A 22016-nucleotide genomic window follows, 5' to 3' on the forward strand; every position below is an offset into this window, starting at 1 on the left:
CTGGCACCGGCTCGGGGCATCAACGGCGCCAACCGAGCCCAGTCCTCATCGGTCAACACCGGCATCCGACTCACGGGACCTCACCCTGCCCGAGAAGCCCCTGCAGGGTAACGAGACACGCCCTAGGTGGCTGAGGCGCTGAGGGGGGCGGTGGTAAGCCCGATGAGGCCGGCGAGGCGGACGTCGCCGTAACCGAGACCACCCCGACCGGCCTTGTTCAGGACCCAGAACAGGCCGTAGCTGAGCGCCCAGCCGAGCGCTGCGGCCGCCGCGAGCGGCCACGCGCCGGTCAGCGCGGCGGTGGCCACGACGCCGAGGACGCTGGCGACGAGGGTGAGCATGGTGGTGCGGTAGGGCAGGCGGTGCACGTCGGCGTCGACGGCAACCAGCCACGGTGCGGCGATCGCGAGCGGGTACAGGTGGAGCAGGTGGACGGCTTCCCCCGTGGCGATGTAGCGCAGGGTGAGCGCCCCGAGGACGCCTGCCAGAGCGAGGGGCACCCATCGGCGGGGTCGGTGATGCCGGAGTCGGAGTTGACGTAGCCGTTCTCGCGGGCGCCGGCGGCATTGTCGTCCAGGATCGCCGCGGCGATGCCCCTGGCCGCCGGGGAATACGACAAAGCACGAGGGCGGCCCCGGGTGGGGCCGCCCTCGTGCGTGTGGTGCGGGTGTGGGTCAGGCGTCCTGTGCCAGCGCCAGCGCCACGTTGACGACTTTGCGGCCGCGACGCTCGCCGAACTCGACGGTGCCCGCCTTGAGCGCGAACAGCGTGTCGTCCTTGCCGCGGCCGACGTTGTCGCCCGGGTGGAACTTGGTGCCGCGCTGGCGGACGAGGATCTCGCCCGCGTTGACGTCCTGGCCGCCGAAGCGCTTCACGCCGAGGCGCTGCGCGTTCGAGTCACGACCGTTGCGGGAGCTCGATGCGCCCTTCTTGTGTGCCATCTTGGTTCTCCCTCAGCTCTCGATGCCGGTGACCTTGACACGGGTGTAGCGCTGGCGGTGGCCCATGCGCTTCTTGTACCCGGTCTTGTTCTTGTACTTGAGGATGCGGATCTTGGGGCCCTTGTGCTCGGCGATGACCTCCGCCGTCACGGACACCTTGGCCAGCTTGTCCTCCTCAGTGGTGATGGCATCGCCATCGACCAGCATGAGCGGGGTGAGGTTGACGGTGGAGCCGACCTCGGCGCCGACGATCTTGTCGACGGTGAGGAGATCACCGACAGCCACCTTGTGCTGGCGTCCGCCGCTGCGCACGATCGCGTACACGCCTGACCTGCTTTCCTGAATGTGTCGTCTGTGTCGAACACGGCGACGAGACGCCGCATTCACGCGGTGCCGGAGGCGCCGAATCGACGCACGCCCGCTCGGGCACCGGGGATCAAGACTACGTGCACCGGCCCGGACGGGTCAAACCGAGCGCCCCGCCAGCCAGTCGGCCACCGCGCCCGTGAGCACCTGCGCCGTCGGCTTCGGGAACGAGTGGGTGGCCCCGGGCATGACGACCAGCTCGCGGGGGCCGCCCTGCGGCGTGGCGAGGGCGTCCGCCAATTCGGCCGGCGATCCGAAGGGATCGCGCGCACCGCTGATGAGCAGCACCGGGACGCCGACCGGCGTCAACTCCCCCAGCCGGGACGCCTCGGGCCTGCCCGGCGGGTGCAGGGGGAAGGACAGGGCCAGGACGCCGGCCAGGTCGGCGTCCCACGTGCGGCAGGCGATGCGCGCCCCGGCCGAGCGCCCGCCCGTCACCAGCGGCAGCCCTGGCCAAGCCGCGCGCACGGCGTCCACCCCGGCCGACCAGGCGGGGTCGGACGCCGGGGGCCGCGGCCCCACCTTCCGGCCGGCCACACGCCACGGCAGCTCATACCGGACGACGGCCCACCCGAGCCCGGGAAGCGCGCAGGCCAGGGCGTCCAGGTCGACGGTGCGGACCTGGCCCGAGTGTCCGCCCCCGAGCAGCAGGACGCCGCGGGGCTCGGCCGGGGCGTCCACGTGGAGGCGGCCGGGCCCGTCCGGGGTTGCCAGGTCGAGGAGGGCGGTCGGCGTCATGCGCTGTATCCTCTCACCGCGCAAACAAGAACCGGAGCAGCATGGACACCCGCACACTGGCCCTCGGGGCCCGCTTCACCCACGTGGCCCAGTGGCCCACCTCGAGCTTCACCCTCGTCGAGGCCCCCGATCAGGAGGGCGTGGTGCTGGCCGATCGCCGTTGGTCCACCAGCGACGACGCGATGGAGCTGCGGCCCTGGACCGACCTGTACGGCAACCGCGGCCAGAAGCTGACCCTCCCCGCGGGCGAGTCGGTGTTCGAGTGGTCGGCGACGGCGACCGTCCCCGACAACGTCGACGAGCAGGACCCGGCGGCCGAACAACTCGCACCCGAGGACCTCCCCGACGACGTCCTCACCTACCTGTGGCCCTCGCGCTACTGCCAGTCGGACGTGCTGAGCTCGGACGCGTGGCGCCTGTTCGGCGCCGGGCCGCGCACCCTGCAGCGGGCCCTCGACGTGTCCGACTGGGTGCACTCCCACGTCCAGTACCGCACCGGCAGCACGATGTCGTGGTGGTCGGCGGTCGACACCTTCAACAACGGCTACGGCATCTGCCGGGACATCTCCCACACCTTCGTCGCCCTCTGCCGGGCCCTCAACATCCCCGCGCGCTACGTGTCGGGGTACCTGCCCGACATGGACGTGACCGAGGTGGACCCCGCCGAGATGGACTTCCACGCGTGGTCGGAGGTCTTCTACGGCGACCGTTGGTGGACGATCGACGCCCGCCACAATGTGCCGCGCAAGGGGCACGTCACGATCGCCCACGGGCGGGACGCCGCGGACGTACCGCTGGTGACCAACTTCGGCAACCCGTGGCTCAAGCGGATGATCGTCACCTGCCACGAGGTGGATGCGGCCGGCAACGCGGCCTGACCCGCCCCTGACGGCCGCCTATGGCACGATGAATCCATGCCCCCCGACGCCAGCCCACCCGCCCGGCCGGGTAGGGGCAGCATCCGCTGGCGGCTGATCGGGGGCCTGTTCCTCATCCTCCTGGGCACCCTCGGCTTCGTCGGGGGTGGCCTGTACGCGGTCGTGCGCGGCCAGATCGACGAGCGCGTGCGGGCCGAGCAGGAGCTGATCGCCAGCCAGTTCGAGATCCTGGCCACCCAGGGGGTCAACCCCGACACCGGGCAGCCCTTCACCGATCCGGAGCCCCTCCTGGAGGTCATGCTCGAGCGCGCGGCCCTCCCCCCGTCCGCGGGCATCCTGGGCATCGTCGGCGACGGCGTCCGTTGGGAGGCCCCGACCGGCGTGCGGCTGCGCCTGGAGGACGACCCGCAGTTGGAGGAGCACCTGGTCAGCCTGGCCGGCGGCGCCGACGTCGTCACCGGGGGGCTGCGGACCGAGCAGCGCGAGTACCGCTACATGGTGGCCCCGGTCCGGTTCGCGGGCAGCCCGCAGACGGGCGCGCTGGCGTACGCCACCGACATGGACGCCGAGCGCGCGACGCTGCACCAGATGATCGTCGACTACCTGTGGGTGGCCCTGGCCAGCCTGGTGCTGACCTCGGTCGTGGTCGCCGCCTGGGTGCGGCGCCTGCTGCGGCCCATCGCCCTGCTGCGCGAGACGGCGACCGCCATCTCCGAGCATGACCTCTCCGATCGCGTGCCCGTGCGGGGCAACGACGAGCTGGCCGCCCTCACCACGACCGTCAACCAGATGCTCGACCGCATCGAGACCGGCGTGAGCCAGCAGCGGGCCCTGCTGGACGATGTCGGCCACGAGCTGCGCACCCCGATCACGGTCGTCCGGGGCCACCTCGAGCTCATGGACACCGACGACCCCGAGGACGTCCGGAACACCCGCGCCATCGCCATCGACGAGCTGGACCGGATGGGCGGCCTCATCAGCGACCTGCTCGTGCTCGCCAAAGCGCACCAGCCCGACTTCCTGAGCAGGCGGCCCACCGAGCTGGCCGAGCTGACCGACTCCGTCCTCACCAAGGCCAGGGCCCTGGGCGAGCGCACGTGGGTGATGTCGCGCGTGGCGGACGAGGTCGCCGACATCGACCCCGACCGGATCACCCAGGCGTGGCTCCAGCTCGCCGCCAACGCGGTGAAGTACTCCGAGCCCGAGACCCCGATCCAGATCGGCAGCCGCGCCTCGATGGGCGAGGCCTACCTCTGGGTCGCCGACCGCGGCATCGGGATCCCGGCCGACGAGCTCGAGGTCGTCCGGGGCCGGTTCGGCCGCGCCAAGGGCGTCCGGGGGCGGTTCGAGGGGTCCGGCCTGGGCCTCAGCATCGTGGACTCCATCGCGGCGGCCCACGGCGGCCACCTCGACATCGTGTCCGAGCCGGGCGTCGGCTCGACCTTCACCATCGTCATCCCCCTGCACCCCAGCCACCCCCGAGGAGAGTCATGAGCACCATCCTGATCATCGAGGACGAGGCGCGCATCGCCGACTTCGTGGCCAAGGGCCTGAAGGCCGCGGGCTTCACCACCCACGCCACGGCGTCCGGGCTGGAGGGCGTCGCGCTGGCGACGCACGGCAATTTCGACCTCGTCATCCTCGACGTGGGGCTGCCCGACCTCGACGGCTTCCAGGTGCTGGAGCAGCTCCGCGGCCAGGGCGTCCGGGTGCCGGTGATCATGCTGACGGCCCGCTCGTCGGTGACCGACACGGTGGCCGGCCTGCAGGGCGGTGCGGACGACTACATGGCCAAGCCGTTCAGCTTCGAGGAGCTGCTGGCGCGCGTGCAGCTGCGCCTGCGGGCCGACCAGCCCGCCGGGGCCACCGACCCCGGCGCGGTGCTCAAGCACGACGGCCTGACCCTCGACCTGCGGACGCGCCGGGCGGAGGTCGACGGGAAGTCGATCGACCTGTCCGCACGGGAGTTCACCCTCGCCGAGACGTTCCTGCGCAACCCGGGGCAGGTGCTGAGCCGCGAGCAGCTGCTCTCCAACGTGTGGGGGTACGACTTCGAGCCCGGCTCGAACGTCGTGGACGTGTACGTGCGCTACCTCCGCCGCAAGCTCGGCGCGGAGCGCTTCGAGACGGTGCGCGGCATGGGTTACCGGCTCGTCTGAGCCGGGACGCTGTCAGTCGTCGTACTCGTCGTCGTCATCGTCGTCCCATTCGTCATCGTCGTCGTCATCGTCGTCGGCACGGTAGACGGGCTTGGGGGCGGCCTTCTTCGGGCCGGCCTTGACCTGCTGCGCGGAGCGCTGGGCAGCCGCGGCGGCGGCCTCGGCGGCCAGGCGCTCGGCCTCGGCGCGCTCGGCGGCGGCCTGGTCGAGTGCGGCCGACCACGAGCCGTCGGCCGGCAGGAGGTAGCCCTCGGCGCCGGGGGCGTCGGCCTGCTCCTGCGGGGCGTCGGCGTCCGCCGAGCCGTTCGTCACGGCGCCGCCACCGACGACGATGGAAGGGCGCACGCTGCGCTGCTTCTCCGGGCCGCCCATCATGCCCATCACGGCCCCCATCCCGGCGCTGCCGGCCAGGATCATGGCCACCACCAGTCCCGTGAGCTTCTTCCCCATCAAGAGTCCCCCCTGTCTTCGCCCTCCAGTGAACACGGTGCGCATGAGGCGTCCTTGAGGTCTGGATGAGAGAGTCCTCATCCGCCGCCACGACTCAGGCGAACGGCCACCCCACGACCATGCCGACCGGGCGGCCCTCCTCGCGGAAGTGCTCGGTGCCCATCATCGCGGCGAAGGCCTGCTCGGGCATCTGGAGCATCCCCGCGGCGTCCGGCTGGGAGGCGTGCGCGGCCAGCGCCCGGCGCTTGTGGTCCAGCCACGGCATCACGTCGACCGCCCAGTGGATGTCGGCCTCCGGCGTCCCGAGGGGGTTGCCGTCGTCGAGGGGTCCGTCGACGTCCCAGGCATGCTCCGCCGGGAGCTGCCCGGCCTCGACGGCCGCGGAGAAGAGCCGGCGCATGGCGTCCCGGTTCATCGTCACCTCGAGGTAGCGTGGGCGGCGGGCGGCGAGCTCGACGGCGCGGGCCGTCACCCGGTGCACCTGCACGTGGTCGGGGTGCCCGTAGCCGCCGTGCCAGTCGTAGCCGACCACCACCTCGGCGTCCTCCTCGTCGAGGACGGCGGCGACCTGGGCTGCGGCCTCCTCCACGTCGGCGCGCATGAACGCGAGCTCGGCCGCGTTGGTGTCCCAGCCCGTCATCCCGGAGTCGCGGTAGTCGAGCCACACGAGGCGCTGCGCACCCGTCACGGCGGCGGACGCCTCGGCCTCGGTCCGGCGGAGCTCGGCGAGGTCGCCCTCGTGGCCGTCAGGGATGGTGCCGTGGTCGCCACCGGTGGCGTAGACGACCACCACGCGGTGGCCCTCGGCTGCGAGGCGGGTCATCGAACCGGAGGTCTGGCTGGCCTCGTCGTCGGGGTGCGCATGCATGAACACGATGGTGGACACGAGCACACAGGATAGGCCGTTGTGGGCGACGTGGAATGCTGGGTGGGTGCAGCTGATGTCGATGTCCGCCGGGGACGAGGAGCGCCTGAGGCGCCTTCGTCGCATGAAGGCGATCGCTCTGTCCCTGCTCGTGTTCGCCGCCGTGGTCTATTTGGCCACCCTGCGCCTGGACCACTCGGGCGTGTGGGGCTACGTGAACACGATGTCCGAGGCGGCCATGGTGGGCGCGCTGGCCGACTGGTTCGCGGTCACCGCCCTGTTCCGGCACCCGCTGGGCATCCCCATCCCCCACACGGCGATCATCCCCCGCAAGAAGGACGAGCTCGCCGGCTCCCTGCAGTCGTTCTTCGCCAGCAACTTCCTCACCGAGGAGGTCGTCCGCGAGCGCATCTCCGACGCCGGCCTCTCCCGCCGCTTGGGCGGCTGGCTGCGCGAGGAGGCGCACGCCCGCCGGATCGTCGCCGAGGGCGTCCGGGTGGCGCGGGCGCTGCTGGGCCGGATCAAGGACGACGACGTGCGGGCGCTGGCCGTGGACGTGGTGCTCCCCCGCCTCGACCGCGAGCCCATCTCCCAGATCACGGGCGCCCTGCTGGACGGCATCGTCTCCGACAAGGCCCACAAGGGGTTCGTGGACCTCGTGCTGCGCGAACTGCACACCTGGCTGACGAAGAACCCCAAGGCCTTCGTCGCGATCCTGCACGACCGCGCGCCGAAGTGGTCGCCCCAGTTCGTGAACCAGCGCGTCGTCTCGGCCCTGTACTGGCAGGCGCTGGACTGGGTCGCGGCCGTGCGCGACGACCCCGACCACACCGCCCGCAAGGGGCTGGACGACCTTCTCCTGCGCATCGCCGGCGATCTCCAGGCCGACGAGCAGGTGCGGGCCCGGTTCGAGGCCCTGAAGACCCGCCTGCTCACCCATCCGCAGATCGGCCACACGGTCGTGTCGCTGTGGGCCTCGGTGCGGGCCAGCCTCGAGTCCGCGCTCGATGAGGAGGACTCCGGCCTGCGCGAGCGCGCGATCCGCGGCGTGCAGGAGCTGGGCGATGCCCTCCTGACGGATGCAGCGATCGTCGAGCGCGTCGACTCCACGGCCTCGGACGCCGCCGCCTGGGCGGTCACCACCTACGGCCACGAACTCAGCTCGGTCATCAGCCACACCATCCAGCGCTGGGACGGCCGGGACGCCTCCAAGCGCATCGAGCTCTACGTGGGCCGCGACCTCCAGTTCATCCGCATCAACGGCACCGTCGTCGGTGCGCTGGCCGGCCTGGTGATCCACGCCGTCAGCCAGCTGGTGCTCTGACCTGCCGCGTGGCCTGAGCCTCAGCCGGCGGCCAGTTCCGCCTTCAGGGCGAAGCTGACCAGCCAGTGGGTGGCCATGAAGTCACCGTCGGTGATCTCGGCGGCCACCGCATCCACCTGCAGGGCGGACGCCTCGTCGATGCGTGCGGCCGCCCCCGGATCGAGGACGGGCGCCAGCGCGCGCAGGTGCCAGGCCCGCGACAGCGCGAGCCCGAGCAGGTGCGCCGCCTGGCCGTCGGAGGCGTCAACCCCGGTCGGAGCGGTGAGCAGGGGGTCCCCCTCGTCGGCGAGACCAGGCAGGAAGGCCCCGATCCAGTCGCGGAAGTCGTCGTCGGCCAGCACGCGCCGCATGAGCACGGCCTCGCTCAGCCCGGCCGACAGGAAGTCGTGCCCGCTGGGTTCCCAAGCGATCGGGTAGCCGCGGTCGGCCCCGAACCACTGCCGGGCGTGGGCATCCACCACCTCGACCAGCGTGGTCGACCCCACGCCGTCCGCCGCGTCGCGGGCCAACAGCAGCGCGAACGCCGTGTTGGCGTGGACGCCGTGGCGGATGGGTGCGTGCAGGCGCGGCAGCCAATCGGTGAAGCGCTCGGCGAGCAGGACCCCCAGCGGCCGGGTCGCCCCGGCCCAAGTGGCGTTGCCCGAGGCGTCCGCCGCGGCGGCGAGCTGGAGGGCCCAGCCCCAGCCGTAGGGGCGCTCGAAGCCGGGACGCCGGCGCAACATCTCCACCTCGGCGGCGACGTTGTCGGCCGTCAGGCGCTCGTCGAGCAGGGCGACGAGGTCGTCGCGCGTGGCCGGCGACAGGTGGTCGGACGCCTCGGCCAGCAGCGTCAGGCCCGACCACAGCATGTGGACGCAGCTGTGCCAGTCGAAGCTGCCGTGAAACGCCGGGTGCAGGCGCTGGGGCGTCGCGTCCGTGTCGTCGGGGCCGGTCACCGTGTGCTGGGCCGCCCACGGGTACGTCTGGCGGACTGCGGCGACGACGGTCCGCGCCCACCCCTCGGCGTGCGCGGACCGCCAGTCAGACCGCATGTCAGGCCTCCGCGGGGCCCTCGGTGTCGACCTGCTCGCCGGGGGTCACAACCTCGACCTCGTGGGGCCCGTCGGCCGGGGCGTCCGCCAGGGTCGGCTCGGCGGCCTGCTCCTGCTGCGGCTGCTCGGGCGCCTGCTCCTGGGGCGCCACCTCCGCGGGCTCGGGGGCCTGCTCCGGCTCGACCGGCGAGACGGCGGGCGGTGTCGGGTGCGACGGCGGGCTGGGTACGCGCGTGGTCGGCGGGACCGGCGCCGCCGGGGCCTGGTTGTCCGGGCGTCCGCCGCGCGAGCGGCCACCGCGGGAGCGTTGCTGCCCACGGCGTCCGCTGTCGCGGTCGCCACCGTCGGCGGGCGCCTGCGACGTCACGGGGGCGTCGTGGACGTGGTAGCCGCGGCCCGAGCAGGTCTCGCAGGTGACGGTGAACGCCTCGGCCAAGCCGGTGCCGATCCGCTTGCGGGTCATCTGGACCAAGCCCAGCGAGGTCACCTCGGCGACCTGGTGGCGGGTGCGGTCGCGGCCCAGGCACTCCACCAGGCGGCGGAGCAGCAACTCGCGGTTGGCGGGCAGGACCATGTCGATGAAGTCGATGACGATGATGCCGCCGATATCGCGCAGGCGCAGCTGGCGGACGACCTCCTCGGCCGCCTCCAGGTTGTTCGAGGTCACGGTGGCCTCGAGGTTGCCCTGGTTGCCGGTGAACTTGCCGGTGTTGACGTCGATGACGGTCATCGCCTCGGTGCGGTCGATCACCAGCGAGCCACCCGAGGGGAGGTGCACCTTGCGCTCCAGCGCCTTGGCCACCTGCTCGTGCACGCGGAATGTGTCGAAGATGTCGCCCTCGGTCGAGCGGTCCCAGCGGCGGAGGCGCTCGGACAGGTGCGGGGCCACGTGGGTGACGTAGGCCTCCATGGCGTCCCAGGCGTCCTCGCCCTGGCCGTTGCCGTCGACGACGAGCGCGCTGAAGTCCTCCGTGAAGAGGTCGCGGACGATGCGGACGGTCAGGTCGGGCTCGGTGTAGAGCTGCTGCGGGGCGTTGCCGCCCTTGACCTTCTTCTCGATGACCTCCCACTGGGCGCGCAGGCGGCTGACGTCGCGCTCGAGCTCCTCCTGCGAGGCGCCCTCGGCGGCGGTGCGGACGATCACGCTGGCGTCCTCACCGACGGCGTCATCGAGGATGCCCTTGAGGCGGGCGCGCTCGTTCTCGGGCAGCTTGCGGCTGATGCCGGACAGCTGGCCGCCCGGGCAGTAGACCACGTAGCGGCCGGGGATGGAGATGTGCGCGGTGAGACGGGCGCCCTTGGCGCCGATCGGGTCCTTGGTGACCTGCACGAGGATCGCCTGGCCCGACTTGAGCACCTTCTCGACCTTGCGGTCGTCGCCGGTGACGCCGAAGGCGTCCCAGTCGATCTCGCCGGCGTAGATCACGGCGTTGCGGCCGCGGCCGATGTCGACGAAGGCGGCCTCCATCGAGGGCAGCACGTTCTGGACGCGGCCCAGGTAGATGTTGCCGATCATGGACGCCGAGCTGTCGCGGTCGACGTAGTGCTCCACGAGGACGCCGTCCTCCATGACCGCGATCTGGGTGTAGTCGTCGGCCTGCCGGATGAGCATCTGGCGCTCGACGGCCTCGCGGCGGGCCAGGAACTCGGCCTCGGACAGGATCGGGGCGCGGCGGCGTCCGGCGGCCCGACCCTCGCGGCGGCGCTGACGCTTGGCTTCCATGCGGGTGGAGCCCTCGATGCTGGTGATCTCGTCGGCGGCGGACTTCGTGCGGGACGCGCGGGGCTCGCGCACCTTCACGACGACGTCGACGCCCTCCTCGTTGTCGGCGCCGGTGTCCTCGCCGCGACGGCGGCGGCGACGACGGCGACGGCTGGACGTCGTCGACTCGCCGGAGTCGGACTCGCCGTCGCCCTCGGCGGAGTCGGCGTCGCTGTCGTCGTCGGACGCCTCGGCGTTGTCGTCGGAGTCGTCCGACTCGTCGTCGCTGTCGCTGTCGCTGTCGCTGTCGTCCTCGTTGTCCTCGTCGTTCTCGCCACCCCGGCGACGGCGGCGGCCCCCGCGGCGGCGGCGCCGGCGGCGCGGGGTCGCATCGTCGGAGCCCTCACCGTCGGCGTAGTCGTCGGAGTTGTCGCTCTCGGTGTCGTCGCCGTTCGCGTCGCTGTCGGCGTCGCCGCTGATGGCGGCGGCCAGGTCGTCCAGGGCGGCAGAGACGTCGTCGCGGTGCGCGGGGGCGTCGGCGTCGGCGTCTTGGGCGCGCTCGGCGGTCAGGTGGGCGAGTTCCGCGCCGACGGGGTCAAAACCCTCGGCGGCGGGCTCCTCGTGAGCCGGCTCGATCTTGCGGGTGCGGCGGCGCGGGGCACGGCGGCGGGGTGCGGGGGCCTGCTCCTCGGCGGGCGCCTCGTCCGCGACGGGCTCGGCGGGGGCCTCCGCGGCCGATACTTCCTCGACAGGGGCGTCCTCGACGGGGGCGTCCTCGACGGGGTTCTCCTCGGTGAGGGCGAGCTCGGCGTCCAGCTCAGCCTCGTCGGCATCGAGGGCGGCCTCGACTTTGGTCATCTGGTCGGCGGGGGCGTCCACCTCCTCGGCCACGGGCTCGGGCGCGCTCTCCACGACGGGGGCGTCCACGGGGACCTCGCTCCACTCGGCCTCGACGGACTCGGGCTCGGGCGTGGGTGCGATCTCGGCGGGTGCGGGGGTCGGCTCAATGGCCTTGGGCGGGCCGGCGGGGCGGCTGGCGGAGCGACGGCGGCGACGGGGCGCCGGGGTGCTTGACTCGGGGGAGTCTGCGGGTGCGCCGATGTGGGCATCCGAATCGAGCATGGTGCTCTCCTCTACACGGCAGGCGGACCTGCCGGACATGCGCCATGTCCTGGAAATCGTGACCAGGCACGACGAAGCTTGCGGTTTGACAGGGCCCGCCGCGGTCGACTGTCTCGTCGCGGCTACGGCCCGGTCAGGCGCCGGGGACGGCGTCCAACCTGTTGGTCATTCTTTCACACCCGGGCTCGAAACCCCAGCCGGGAGGCCGGCGCGTGTTGCCGCCACGGCGAAGCGGGAGGCACGCCGAGGGCTTGGGTCCGGTCCGCCGAGGGCTTGGGTCCGGTCCGCCGAGGGCTTGGGTCCGGTCCGCCGAGGGCTTGGGTTCGGTCCGCTGAGGGCTTGGGTTCGGCCCGCTGAGGGCTTGGGTTCGGCGCTCTCGGCGCGCAAGGCCGGGGCTCTCGGCGCGCACGGCCGGGGCTCTCGGCGCGCAAGGCCGGGGCTCTCGGCACACAAGACCGGGGCTCTCGGCACACAAGACCGGGGCTCTCGGCACACAAGACCGGGGCTCTCGGCACACAAAGCCGGGGCTGTCGGCGGGGAGGGGTCAGGTGGTGGGGCGGGGTTCGAAGGGTCCGACGATGCGGGTGCCGTCCCAGTCGCCCTGGGCGAGGCGGGTCAGCAGCGGCGGATCTGCCGGGGCGAACGACTCGTCCGCGCGGCCCAGTGCCTGCAGGACGTCGTCGGGGCGGACCAGGGGCGTCCCGTGCAGGGAGACCAGGCGCAACGTGTCGTCGGCAGTCACCGTCAGGTCGATGACCGCGGCGCGGGCGTCGAAGGTGCGCATCCCGGTCTTGGTCATGCGCTCGACCTCGACGGATTCGGCCGCCAGCAGGGCGGCCACCGCCTGCTCGAGCATCGCACGCGGCAGCCCGGCGACGCGGATCTCCCAGATCGAGGCGTTGAGCCGGTCGGCGATGCCGCCCGGCGGCGAGGGGACCACCTCCAGGATGTCCATTCCCTCGGGCAGGGCAGCGTCCAGGGCCGCGCGCACGGCGTCCGGCTCGACGACCTCGCGCAGGGCGAGTTCGAGGTATTCGGCCTCGGTGGCCGCGCCGGTGGGCGACGCGTTGGAGAAGGAGATGCGCTGGTGCGGGTTGTAGCCCGAGCTGTACGCCATCGGGACGCCCGCGCGCCGCAACGCGCGCTCCAGCGCCCGGTGGAAGTCGCGGTGGCTGGTGAAGCGCGCCCGCCCCCGCTTGGCGTAGCGGACCTGCAGCTTCTGGGCCGGCGGCGCCTGCTGCTCCGGCTGCTGGCGAGGAGTGTTCGTCACGCCGTGGAAGCCTACCGCCCGGCGGCTAGGGTGGCGCGGGTGAACATCGCCCACCGTAGCTTCACCGTCCCCCCGACCGTCACCGACGAGCTCCGCGGCTGGTACGAGGCCGTCGGGCTGGGCTTCGGACAGGGCCGCGCGCAGGATGAGTCTGTCGCCCGCTGGCGCGAGGAGATCGCCCGCGACGGGTGGCGCCTGGATGGCGCCTACGCGGACGCCGCCGGCTTCGGCCTCGGCGAGCACACCCCCGTGGCCACCTTCGCCACCACGACCCAGACGATCAACACCGGCGCAGGCCACCTCGAGCCTGCCTGCTTCATCTCCGATGTCACAGTGCGCACGACGCACCGCCGCCGCGGGCTGCTGACCCGCATGATGGGCGACGCCCTGACCCGCGCCCGGGACGAGGGCCTCACGCTGGCCGCGCTGACCGTCACCGAGGGCGGCATCTACGGACGGTTCGGGTTCGGCGTCGCCACCACGTCCGTCGCTGCCGAGCTCGACTCCGGCCCCCGGTTCCAGTTGGCGCGCGACATCGAGCCTCGGGTCGAGCTGGCCACGCCCGAGGCGTCCGTGGAGGCGCGGCGGGCGGTGTTCGACGCCTTCCACGCCGGCAACCGCGGTTCGCACCAGCGGCTCGCCTTCTACGACGCCTTCCTCTCCGGGCTCTGGGACCACGAGAAGGCCGCCCCGAACCGCGACGTGCGCAGCGCCGTCCACCTGGACGCCGATGGGAAGCCCGACGGCGTCGTCTCCTACCACTTCGAGAACGACGGCGAGAAGGTCCGCGTGCGCGACATCATCGCGACGAACCCGGAGGCCGAGCTGGCCCTGTGGCAGTTCCTGGCCTCGATCGACCTGGTCGAGAAGGTCGTGTTGCGCCGCCTCTCCCCCACCTCGGCGCTGCCGTGGGCGCTGGCCGACCCGCACCGGCTCACCATCACCAAGGTCGCCGACTTCACGTGGCTCCGCGCGCTCGACGTCCCCGGCGCGATCGCCGCACGCGGCTTCGAGTCTGACGGGGAGGTCGCCTTCACCGTCGACGACCGGCTGGGGCTGGCGTCGGGTTCGTACCGCTTGGTCGTCCGCGACGGACGCGCCGAGGTCACCCCCGTCTCGGGCGCGAGCCTGCGGTTGGACGTGCGCGCCCTGGGCAGCCTCCACCTCGGCCTGGCCGACGCCTGCGTGTTGGCCGGGGCGGGCCAGATCAGTGGCCCGGCCAAGGACGTGCACGCCCTGTCCCGCCTGTTCCGGACCGCCCTGCCCCCGGTGAACGCGTCGGGCTTCTGACGCGTCAGCCAGGCAGGCCGGCGGGCGGGCGTCCGACCTCGGCCGCGTAGGCGGCCACGGCGGTCGGCAGGGTCGGGTGGATGTTCTCCGGCCCGACCGCCGCGGTCAGCCCCGCGTTGTCGAACAGCTCGCGCACCTCGGCCTTCACCCGCGCCAGCGCCAGCACGATGCCGTCGGCGGCCAGGTCGGCGCGGAGCTCCTCCAGTGTGTCGACCGCGGTCAGGTCGGGGTCGATGTTGGCCTCGGCGTTGATGAGCACGCACCGCACGGGCGGGGGCGACTCGCGCACCGCTCGGCGGACCCGGGCCAGAAAGTTGGACGCGTTGGCTAAGAACAGCGGCGCGTCGTAGCGGAAGACGAGCAGCCCCTCGACCTGCGTGGTGCCCGGGTGGTCGTCGATGTCGTGCATGCCGGCCAGGCCGGGCACATAGCCGAGGACGCCCGCGTGCGGCTGGGCGATCCGCCGGATGAGGTCGAGCAGGCTGAGCACCACCGCAACGCCGATGCCCTCGAGGACACCCAGGGCGACCACGCCCAGCGCCGTCGCCGCGGTGAGCACGATCTCGCTGCGGCGGAACCGGGCGATACGGGCCAGGGCGTCGGCGTCCACCAGCCGGGTGGCGGCGAAGATGATGATGGCGCCCATGGCGGCGCTCGGGAACGTCGACAGCACCGGTCCGGCCACCAGCAGGACGAGCACGACGCCGGCCAGGGCGGCGAGTGAGTGCACCTGCGAGCGGCTGCCCATCGCGTCGCCCAGCACCGTCCGGCTGCCGCTGGAGCTGACCGGGAACGCCTGGGTGAGGCCGGCCGCGATGTTGACCGCGCCGAGGGCGAACAGCTCCTGCCCGGCGTCGACGTCCTGCCGGTGGCGTGCGGCGAAGGCGCGCCCGGTGAGCACGTTGTCGGAGTACCCGACCAGGGCGATGCCGACGGCCCACGGCAGCACCGCGAGCAGGTCGATGCCGGAGGCGTCCGGCAGCCGCGGCCAAGGCAGGCCGAGCGGCACCTCGCCGATGGTCACCAGCCCCCAGCCTGACGCGAACGGCAGGGCCGCGACGGCGCCGGCGGCCAGCATGACCAGCAGCGGGCCCGGCCACTTCGGCAGCCACGCGGCGAAGGCGAACACCGCCACCAGCGTCGCGACGGCCACCGCCAGCGTCGGGACGTGCACCGACCCGAGCTGGGCGGCCAGCGAGGCGGCCTCGTCGGCGGGGTGGTCGCCGGTCACCTCGAGCCTGGTGACCCGGCCCAGTTGCGAGGTGATCATCAGCACGGCCACCCCGATCAGGTAGCCCTGCAGGACGGGCTTGGACAGCAGGGTGGCGAGGAAGCCGAGGCGGGCCACCCACCCCACGAGGGCCACCAGGCCGACGGCGAGGGCGAGCAGCGCCGCAACATCAGCCCAACGGTCACGCCCGACCGTCGCGGTGAGGGCGCCGACCGCGGCCGCGGTCATCAGGGCTGTGGTGGACTCAGGGCCGACCGAGAGCTGCCGCGACGAGCCGACCAGCGCGTACACGGCCAACGGCGCGAGCATCCCCCACAGGCCGACGACCGGCGGCAGCCCGGCGATCTGCGCGTACGCCATCACCTGCGGGACGAGGTAGGCGGTGACGGTCAGCCCCGCCATCAGGTCCGGACGCAGCCACGCGCGGTCGTAGTGGCGAAGCACGTACAACCCAGGCAGGAGGCCGCCACGGGGAGAGCCGTTCGACCCGTTCAACCCCGCCATGTCGCGGAGGGTATCCCTGCTGGCCGGGCTCTCCGTTGTGCCACGCGCGTCGTGGTGCTACATTGCCGTTCGAGCTCACCGGCTCACAGGGTTGTTACCCGTAAGGGGCAAGACCTGAGGTGCGACCATGGCATCTCGGGTCTTTTTTTGTTTTCATGGGCCAATCAGGCCCTCACAGACAGGGGATCATCGTGGAACCCACCACCACGTCCGCCGCGCAGGCCATCGTCGATGGCGTGGGCGGGGCGGACAACATCGCCTCCCTCACCCACTGCGCCACTCGGCTGCGCTTCGAGCTGAGGGACGCTTCCAAGGTCGACGCGGCGGCGCTGGACGCCAACCCGGTCGTTCTGGGCTCGGTACCGCAGTCGGGCGACCGCCACCAGGTCGTCATCGGCGGCGCCGTCCAGAGCGTCTACACCGACATCATGAACCTGCCCAGCATGCGGTCGATGGGCTCGGCGTCCCTGTCGGACGCCGACGTCAAGGCCGCCGCCCGCGCCAAGGCGCGCGGCAAGGTCGCCTGGGTCGACGCCTTCTTCGAGTACCTCTCCGACAGCTTCCGCCCGCTGCTGGGCGTGCTGCTGGGCGGCTCACTCATCATCGCCATCGCCGCCGTGCTGGACGCCCTCGGCATCGTCCCCTTCCAGGGCGTTGACCGCGCCACCGAGGCCGGGGCGACCTGGATCTTCTGGGACGCCATGTGGCGCTCGGTGCTCTACTTCCTGCCCCTCATGGTCGCCTACAACGCCGCCAAGAAGCTCAACGTCGATCCGTGGTTGGGCGCCACGATCATGGCGGCGCTGTTCACGCCGGAGTTCATGAGCCTGACCGACACGGAGAAGTTCCCCAGCACGGTCTGCACCACGAACCCGACGCTGGGCACTGAATCCTGCGTGGCGACGATCTTCGGCCTGCCGATGCAGCTCAACGGCTACGGCGGCCAGGTGTTCGTGCCGCTGATGATGGTCGCGCTGCTCGCGGTCGTCTACAAGTTCCTGAAGAAGGTCTTCCCCGAGAACGTGCAGATGGTGTTCGTGCCGTTCCTCTCGATGTTGGTCATGATCCCGCTCACCGCCTTCCTCATCGGTCCGCTGGGCATCTGGCTCGGCACCGGTCTCGGCGCGGGCCTCGCGTGGCTCAACACGTCGGCCCCCCTGGTGTTCGCGATCATCATCCCGCTGATCTACCCGTTCCTCGTCCCGCTGGGCCTGCACTGGCCGCTGAACGCCCTGATGCTGGCCAACATCCAGACCCTGGGCTACGACTTCATCCAGGGCCCCATGGGCGCGTGGAACTTCGCCTGCTTCGGCGCCACCGCCGGCGTCCTGTACCTCGCCAGCCGCGACAAGGACATGGTCATGCGGCAGACCGCCTCCGGCGCCCTCGCAGCCGGCCTGTTCGGCGGCATCTCGGAGCCCTCGCTCTACGGCATCCACCTGCGCTACAAGCGCATCTACCCGCGCATGCTGGCCGGCTGCCTCGCCGGCGGCCTGACCATCGGCATCCTCGGCACGCTGTTCACCTCCGGTGACGTGCGTGGCGTCACCACCGGTGCGTTCGCCTTCACGTCGCTGCTGACCATCCCGGTCTTCAACCCGATCTGGATCTACGCGATCTCCATCGCCGTCGCCTTCGTCGTCGCCATGGTCGCGGTCATCTTCTCCGGTTACAAGGACCCGGCCGCCACCGCCGAGGTGACCGCCACCGAGGGCAACCTCGTCCCGGCCGCCGCCGGAGCGGGCGCTGCCTCCGGTGCGGTCGTCGCCGCCCAGGGTGCCACCGGCGCCCCGGCCGCCACCGCGACCGCAACGCCCGCCGCTGCCGACGCCCCGAAGTCAACGCTCGCCCAGGGCACGACCACGATCGGCGCACCCGTCGCGGGCCGCGTCGTCAGCCTGGACGACGTCGAGGACAAGGTGTTCAGCTCCCGGACGCTCGGCGAGGGCGTCGGCGTGGTCCCGGCCGAGGGGCGCTTCGTCTCCCCCGTCTCGGGCACCGTCGCGACCATCACCAAGACGGCGCACGCCTACGGCATCAAGTCCGACTCCGGCGTCGAGGTGTTGGTGCACATCGGCATCGACACCGTCCGGATGAAGGGCGAGGGCTTCACCGGCCGCGTCGAGAAGGGCCAGCGCGTGGAGGCCGGCGACCTGCTCGCCGAGGTCGACCTGGACGCCGTGCGTGCGGCCGGGTTCGACACCACCACGCTGGTGACGGTCACCAACACCAAGGCGATCCGGAACGCCGAGGGCGTCGTCACCCCGCTGGCCGGGCGCGACGCGGCGGCCGGTGACACCGTCATTGAGGTCACCCGCTGAGCCGTGGAGATCCTCCGCGTCTTCAACAACAACCTCGTCCTCGCCCGTGACCCGGGCGGGGACGAGGTGATCCTCACCGGGCGGGGCCTGGGCTTCCAGGCCAGGCCCGGCCAGGTGGTCGATCCCGCCCGGGTCGTCCGCCGTTTCGTACCGTCGGACGGGCGCGACCCCGACCACCTGGCCGAGCTGCTCGCCGGCATCCCGCCCGAGCACATCCAGCTCGTGAGCGCCGCCCTCGCCGGGGCCGGGGTGGCGCCCGCGGCGTCCGGCGGGTCGACCACGCTCGTCATCGCGCTGGCCGACCACGTGAACTTCGCGCTCCACCGACAGGACGTGGGCATGGAGGTCACCTATCCCCTGCTGGCGGAGGTGACCAACCTGTACCCCGCCGAGTACGCCCAGGCTCTCGCCGTGCTGGACGCGCTGAACGCGCGCCTGGAGACGCCGCTGCCCGAGGGCGAGGCGGTCGCGATCGCGCTGCACCTCGTGAACGCGGGCATCGCGACCGGCGACCTCTCCTACACCTACACGATGACCGGGATCATCCAGCAGATGGTGGGCGTCATCGAGCAGACCTACGGGGTGCTCCTGCCCCCGACCTCGGTGAGCGTCGGACGCCTCATCACCCACCTGCGCTACCTGTTCGTGCGCATCCACCAGCACGCGCAACTGCACGAAGAACGCTCGGCCATCGGGGCCGCGATCCGCGACAGCTACCCTCACGCGCTGGAGTGCGCCCAGCGGCTGGCACACGTGGTCGAGCTGCGGCTGGGGGCGGCCCTCAGCGACGACGAGGTCTCCTACCTCACCCTCCACGTGGCCCGGGTCGTCCAGGAGTGCCCCGCACCCTGACCCGCGTGCGTCAACCCGTGGCGCGACCTACGCATCCGTAGGGTGGCGCCGTAGAGTGACCCGCATGACCTACCCCGGCCGCCCCGCCACCGACGCGACCCGAGCCGTCCGCGCAGCGCGCGACTTTCTGCTCCACCACCCGCACGACTACGACACCGTCGTGCGCAACTTCGCCTGGCCGCAGCTGGACGACTTCAACTTCGCCCTCGAATGGTTCGACGTGGTCGCCGGCGAGCACCCTGACCGCCCCGCGGTGACGATCGTCGAGGAGACCACCGGCCAGACCAACTCCTGGACCTACGGCGAGGTGGCCGCCCGCTCCGACCAGGTGGCCTCGTGGCTGGTGGGCCTGGGCATACGCCCCGGCGACACCATGATCGTGATGCTCAACAACACCATCGAGCTGTGGGAGATCCTCATGGCCCTGATGAAGGTCGGCGGCGTGGCGATCCCCACCTCGACGCTGCTCGGCGACGCCGACCTGGCGTGGCGCATCGAGACAGCCGACGCGCGGTTCGCCATCGCGCCGGCCTCGCTCGCCGAGCGGTTCCACCTGGTCCGCGAGGGCACCACGGTCATCGCCGTCGGCGACGACGTGGACGGCTGGCAGCGCTGGGGCGACTCGCTCGCCGCCCCCACCCCCTTCGAGCCGGACGCCGCCACCCCGGCCGACTCCACCTCGCTGCTGTACTTCACCTCGGGAACCACCGCACGCCCGAAGCTCGTTCGGCACACGCAGGTCTCCTACCCCATCGGGCACCTGTCGACGATGTACTGGCTCGGCGTCCGCCCCGGCGACGTGCACCTCAACATCTCCTCCCCCGGTTGGGGCAAGCACGCCTGGAGCAACTTCTTCTCGCCGTTCCTCGCCCAGGCGACCGTGTTCATCGTCAACTACGACCGCTTCCACGCCGAGACCCTGCTGGACATCATGGACAGCCACGAGGTCTCCAGCTTCTGCGCGCCCCCGACCGTGTGGCGCATGCTCATCCAGGCCGACCTGACCCGGCTCAACCGTCCGCCCCGCGAGCTCGTGGGCGCCGGCGAGGCCCTGAACCCCGAGGTCATCAACAAGGTGCGCGCCGCCTGGGGCAACACCATCCGCGACGGCTACGGCCAGACCGAGATGACGTGCGCGATCGGCAACTCGCCGGGCCAGCCCGTCCGCACCGGCGCCATGGGGCGTCCGCTGCCCGGCTACCGGGTCGCGCTCGTCGACCCCCACACCGACGAGGTCGTCGCGGGCCCCGGCGAGGGTGAGATCTGCCTCGACCTCTCCTACGACCACCTCGGCCTGATGGGCGGCTACCACGAGGCGCCTGACATCACCGCCGAGGCCTGCCGCGGCGGGTACTACCACACCGGCGACATCGGCTCGCGGGACGCCGACGGCTACATCACCTACGTGGGCCGCGCCGACGACGTGTTCAAGGCGTCCGACTACAAGATCTCCCCGTTCGAGCTCGAGTCGGCGCTCATGCTGCACGACGCCGTGGCCGAGTGCGCGGTCGTCCCCTCGCCGGACGCCGTGCGCGGCGCCGTGCCGAAGGCGTACGTCACGCTCGCGGACGGCCACGAGGCCGGACGGGACGTCGCGGCGTCCGTGTTCGCGCACTGCCGCGAGCACCTCAACGGCTACCAGTTGGTGCGCATCATCGAGTTCTCGCCGGCGCTGCCGAAGACCATCAGTTCGAAGATCCGCCGCGTGGAACTGCGTGCCGCCGAAGCGCAGCGCGTGGCGTCCGGGCAGGATGAGGGGCAGTTCTTCTACCGCGACTTCCGATGAGGTGAGCATGGCCCCCTGGCAACGCGTGGCCGCAGCGCTCGTGGCCGCCGGCTGGGGTGCCAACCAGTTCGCACCCATGCTGTTGGTCTACCGGGCCGAGCGCGGCCTGACCGAGCAGATGGTCACCGGCATCTTCGCCAGCTACGTCGGCGGATTGGTGCCGGCGTTGCTGTTGTCGGCCTGGTGGTCCCAGCGCCACGGCAAGCGTCCGATGCTGCGGGTCTCGACCGTGTTGATGCTGGTGGGGTCGATCCTGCTCCTGATGGGCGCGGACGCCCCCTGGCTGTTGTTCGCCGGCCGCGTGGTGGGCGGCGTGGGGATTGGCTTCGCGATGGGGCCCGGCACCGCATGGGTGAAGGAACTGTCGACGGACGGTCCGCCGGGGACGGGGGCTCGGCGCGCCGCGCTGGCGCTGACCGCCGGCTTCGCGCTGGGGCCTCTGGTGTCGGGCCTGCTGGCCCAATGGCTGCCGGGACCCCTGCACCTGACGTATGCAGTGCACTTGGTGGTGCAGACACTGGCCACCGCGCTGGTCTGGAACGCCCCCGAGGTCGACCCGGGCGACCACCCCACGCCGACCGTCGCCCGGGTGGTACACACCGTGACGCAACCGTGGTTCCTGCGGACGGTGCTGCTCACCGCACCCTGGGTGTTCGGCTGCGCCTCGGTGTCGTTCGCTGTGATGCCGTCAGTGATCGGGCCGCTGCCCGGACTGCCTCGGATCGCTGCTGCAGGGGCGCTGGCGGGTCTGACCCTGGGCACGTCCGTCTTGTTGCAGCCGTCGATGAAACGCTGGGCGTCAGCCCACACGACTCGTGTGACAGCGGTCGGACTGGCCGTGACGGCCGTGGGGATGGGCCTGGCGACGGCTGCCGCGCTTGCCCCCGCCTGGTGGTGGTTACCGCTGATCGCAGTGGTGCTCGGTTCGGCCCACGGCCTGGTGCTGGTGGGCACGATGACGACGGTGGAGCTTCGCACACCGGCAGAGCTCTTGGCAGCCACGACGGCCATCACCTACTGCCTGACCTACATCGGGTTCCTGTCGCCCTACCTCATCGCCGTGCTGTCGCTGGCCGGACCCGCGTGGCTCGCGTTGGCCGCGGGCGCCGGCATCGCCCTGATCACCACCGCATGGCTGGCCGGGCAGCGACACCCCACCACATGATCCCCTTTTTCGGAGAGTAGA

The 22016-nt window shown here is 72.0% G+C and carries 19 protein-coding genes; 9 read left to right on the forward strand and 10 right to left on the reverse strand.

Going from position 1 to position 22016, the window contains the following annotated elements:
* Window positions 1-122: 122 nt before the first annotated feature.
* The 4 genes from ET989_RS02235 to ET989_RS02250 all read right to left on the reverse strand — a co-directional run bounded on the left by ET989_RS02235 (window position 123) and on the right by ET989_RS02250 (window position 2045).
* Window positions 123-500, reverse strand: a complete 378-nt coding sequence (locus tag ET989_RS02235) for a prepilin peptidase (RefSeq protein WP_131166940.1) — start codon at window positions 498-500, stop codon at window positions 123-125.
* A gap of 174 nt (window positions 501-674) precedes the next feature.
* Window positions 675-941, reverse strand: a complete 267-nt coding sequence (rpmA, locus tag ET989_RS02240; protein ID WP_131166941.1) for a 50S ribosomal protein L27 — start codon at window positions 939-941, stop codon at window positions 675-677.
* Window positions 942-953: 12 nt separating this feature from the next.
* Window positions 954-1265: a 50S ribosomal protein L21 gene (gene rplU, locus ET989_RS02245; RefSeq protein ID WP_131166942.1), complete on the reverse strand. Its 312-nt coding sequence runs from the start codon at window positions 1263-1265 to the stop codon at window positions 954-956.
* 141 nt (window positions 1266-1406) lie between these two features.
* Entirely contained in the window at window positions 1407-2045 is a 639-nt protein-coding gene (locus ET989_RS02250; protein WP_131166943.1) for an alpha/beta hydrolase family protein, read from the reverse strand.
* A 41-nt stretch (window positions 2046-2086) separates the two neighbouring features.
* On the opposite strand from ET989_RS02250, the gene ET989_RS02255 reads away from it, so the two are divergent.
* Genes ET989_RS02255 through ET989_RS02265 form a run of 3 tightly spaced genes read left to right on the forward strand, consistent with a single transcriptional unit; the run spans window position 2087 to window position 5082 of the window.
* Window positions 2087-2923 (forward strand): transglutaminase-like domain-containing protein, encoded by an 837-nt coding sequence (locus ET989_RS02255; protein ID WP_131166944.1) that lies wholly within the window; start codon window positions 2087-2089, stop codon window positions 2921-2923.
* A gap of 36 nt (window positions 2924-2959) precedes the next feature.
* Window positions 2960-4417 (forward strand): sensor histidine kinase, encoded by a 1458-nt coding sequence (locus tag ET989_RS02260; protein ID WP_131166945.1) that lies wholly within the window; start codon window positions 2960-2962, stop codon window positions 4415-4417.
* Window positions 4414-5082 carry a response regulator transcription factor gene (locus ET989_RS02265; RefSeq protein ID WP_131166946.1) on the forward strand — a complete coding sequence of 223 codons (669 nt, stop codon included), beginning with the start codon at window positions 4414-4416 and terminating at the stop codon, window positions 5080-5082. The genes ET989_RS02260 and ET989_RS02265 overlap by 4 nt, the downstream gene beginning before the upstream one ends.
* Window positions 5083-5094: 12 nt before the next feature.
* Here the strand turns inward: ET989_RS02265 and ET989_RS02270 are convergent, their stop codons facing one another.
* Entirely contained in the window at window positions 5095-5532 is a 438-nt protein-coding gene (locus ET989_RS02270; protein ID WP_131166947.1) for a hypothetical protein, read from the reverse strand.
* A gap of 94 nt (window positions 5533-5626) precedes the next feature.
* A complete protein-coding gene (locus ET989_RS02275; protein WP_131166948.1) occupies window positions 5627-6418 on the reverse strand; it encodes a PIG-L family deacetylase in 792 nt (263 codons plus the stop codon).
* A gap of 103 nt (window positions 6419-6521) precedes the next feature.
* On the opposite strand from ET989_RS02275, the gene ET989_RS02280 reads away from it, so the two are divergent.
* Window positions 6522-7721, forward strand: coding sequence for a DUF445 domain-containing protein (locus ET989_RS02280; protein WP_131166949.1), 1200 nt, complete (start codon window positions 6522-6524; stop codon window positions 7719-7721).
* Between the two features lie 20 nt (window positions 7722-7741).
* On the opposite strand, the gene ET989_RS02285 is transcribed toward ET989_RS02280, so the two are convergent.
* The 3 genes from ET989_RS02285 to ET989_RS02295 form a co-directional block, all read right to left on the reverse strand.
* Complete coding sequence (locus ET989_RS02285; protein ID WP_131166950.1) at window positions 7742-8752, reverse strand: DUF2891 family protein; 1011 nt, start codon at window positions 8750-8752, stop codon at window positions 7742-7744.
* Window position 8753: 1 nt separating this feature from the next.
* Window positions 8754-11576 (reverse strand): Rne/Rng family ribonuclease, encoded by a 2823-nt coding sequence (locus tag ET989_RS02290; protein WP_131166951.1) that lies wholly within the window; start codon window positions 11574-11576, stop codon window positions 8754-8756.
* A gap of 544 nt (window positions 11577-12120) precedes the next feature.
* Window positions 12121-12846: a TIGR03936 family radical SAM-associated protein gene (locus ET989_RS02295; RefSeq protein WP_131166952.1), complete on the reverse strand. Its 726-nt coding sequence runs from the start codon at window positions 12844-12846 to the stop codon at window positions 12121-12123.
* A 39-nt stretch (window positions 12847-12885) separates the two neighbouring features.
* Here ET989_RS02295 and ET989_RS02300 point away from each other — a divergent pair, with 39 nt between their 5' ends.
* Window positions 12886-14136 carry a GNAT family N-acetyltransferase gene (locus ET989_RS02300; protein ID WP_165489986.1) on the forward strand — a complete coding sequence of 417 codons (1251 nt, stop codon included), beginning with the start codon at window positions 12886-12888 and terminating at the stop codon, window positions 14134-14136.
* A gap of 4 nt (window positions 14137-14140) precedes the next feature.
* Here the strand turns inward: ET989_RS02300 and ET989_RS02305 are convergent, their stop codons facing one another.
* Window positions 14141-15871, reverse strand: coding sequence for a SulP family inorganic anion transporter (locus ET989_RS02305; protein ID WP_131166954.1), 1731 nt, complete (start codon window positions 15869-15871; stop codon window positions 14141-14143).
* 191 nt (window positions 15872-16062) lie between these two features.
* Between ET989_RS02305 and ET989_RS02310 the strand changes: the two genes are divergently transcribed.
* The 4 genes from ET989_RS02310 (at window position 16063) to ET989_RS02325 (ending at window position 21995) form a co-directional block, all read left to right on the forward strand.
* Window positions 16063-18192, forward strand: a complete 2130-nt coding sequence (locus tag ET989_RS02310) for a glucose PTS transporter subunit IIA (RefSeq protein WP_241656177.1) — start codon at window positions 16063-16065, stop codon at window positions 18190-18192.
* Window positions 18193-18195: 3 nt separating this feature from the next.
* Complete coding sequence (locus ET989_RS02315) at window positions 18196-19044, forward strand: PRD domain-containing protein (RefSeq protein WP_131166956.1); 849 nt, start codon at window positions 18196-18198, stop codon at window positions 19042-19044.
* A gap of 64 nt (window positions 19045-19108) precedes the next feature.
* Window positions 19109-20830, forward strand: coding sequence for an AMP-binding protein (locus ET989_RS02320; protein ID WP_131166957.1), 1722 nt, complete (start codon window positions 19109-19111; stop codon window positions 20828-20830).
* A 7-nt stretch (window positions 20831-20837) separates the two neighbouring features.
* Window positions 20838-21995, forward strand: coding sequence for an MFS transporter (locus tag ET989_RS02325; RefSeq protein ID WP_165489987.1), 1158 nt, complete (start codon window positions 20838-20840; stop codon window positions 21993-21995).
* Window positions 21996-22016: the final 21 nt, after the last annotated feature.

Origin of the sequence: Propioniciclava sinopodophylli (genome assembly GCF_004324755.1) — a bacterium.
Taxonomy (GTDB): Bacteria; Actinomycetota; Actinomycetes; order Propionibacteriales; family Propionibacteriaceae; genus Propioniciclava; species Propioniciclava sinopodophylli.

Excerpts from the sequence above, each read along its gene's own strand:
- rpmA (WP_131166941.1), bottom strand. The coding sequence starts at position 941 with ATGGCACACAAGAAGGGCGCATCGAGCTCCCGCAACGGTCGTGACTCG.
- ET989_RS02250 (WP_131166943.1), bottom strand. The coding sequence starts at position 2,045 with ATGACGCCGACCGCCCTCCTCGACCTGGCAACCCCGGACGGGCCCGGC.
- ET989_RS02255 (WP_131166944.1), top strand. The coding sequence starts at position 2,087 with ATGGACACCCGCACACTGGCCCTCGGGGCCCGCTTCACCCACGTGGCC.
- ET989_RS02260 (WP_131166945.1), top strand. The coding sequence starts at position 2,960 with ATGCCCCCCGACGCCAGCCCACCCGCCCGGCCGGGTAGGGGCAGCATC.
- ET989_RS02265 (WP_131166946.1), top strand. The coding sequence starts at position 4,414 with ATGAGCACCATCCTGATCATCGAGGACGAGGCGCGCATCGCCGACTTC.
- ET989_RS02270 (WP_131166947.1), bottom strand. The coding sequence starts at position 5,532 with ATGGGGAAGAAGCTCACGGGACTGGTGGTGGCCATGATCCTGGCCGGC.
- ET989_RS02280 (WP_131166949.1), top strand. The coding sequence starts at position 6,522 with ATGAAGGCGATCGCTCTGTCCCTGCTCGTGTTCGCCGCCGTGGTCTAT.
- ET989_RS02285 (WP_131166950.1), bottom strand. The coding sequence starts at position 8,752 with ATGCGGTCTGACTGGCGGTCCGCGCACGCCGAGGGGTGGGCGCGGACC.
- ET989_RS02290 (WP_131166951.1), bottom strand. The coding sequence starts at position 11,576 with ATGCTCGATTCGGATGCCCACATCGGCGCACCCGCAGACTCCCCCGAG.
- ET989_RS02305 (WP_131166954.1), bottom strand. The coding sequence starts at position 15,871 with ATGGCGGGGTTGAACGGGTCGAACGGCTCTCCCCGTGGCGGCCTCCTG.
- ET989_RS02320 (WP_131166957.1), top strand. The coding sequence starts at position 19,109 with ATGACCTACCCCGGCCGCCCCGCCACCGACGCGACCCGAGCCGTCCGC.
- ET989_RS02325 (WP_165489987.1), top strand. The coding sequence starts at position 20,838 with ATGGCCCCCTGGCAACGCGTGGCCGCAGCGCTCGTGGCCGCCGGCTGG.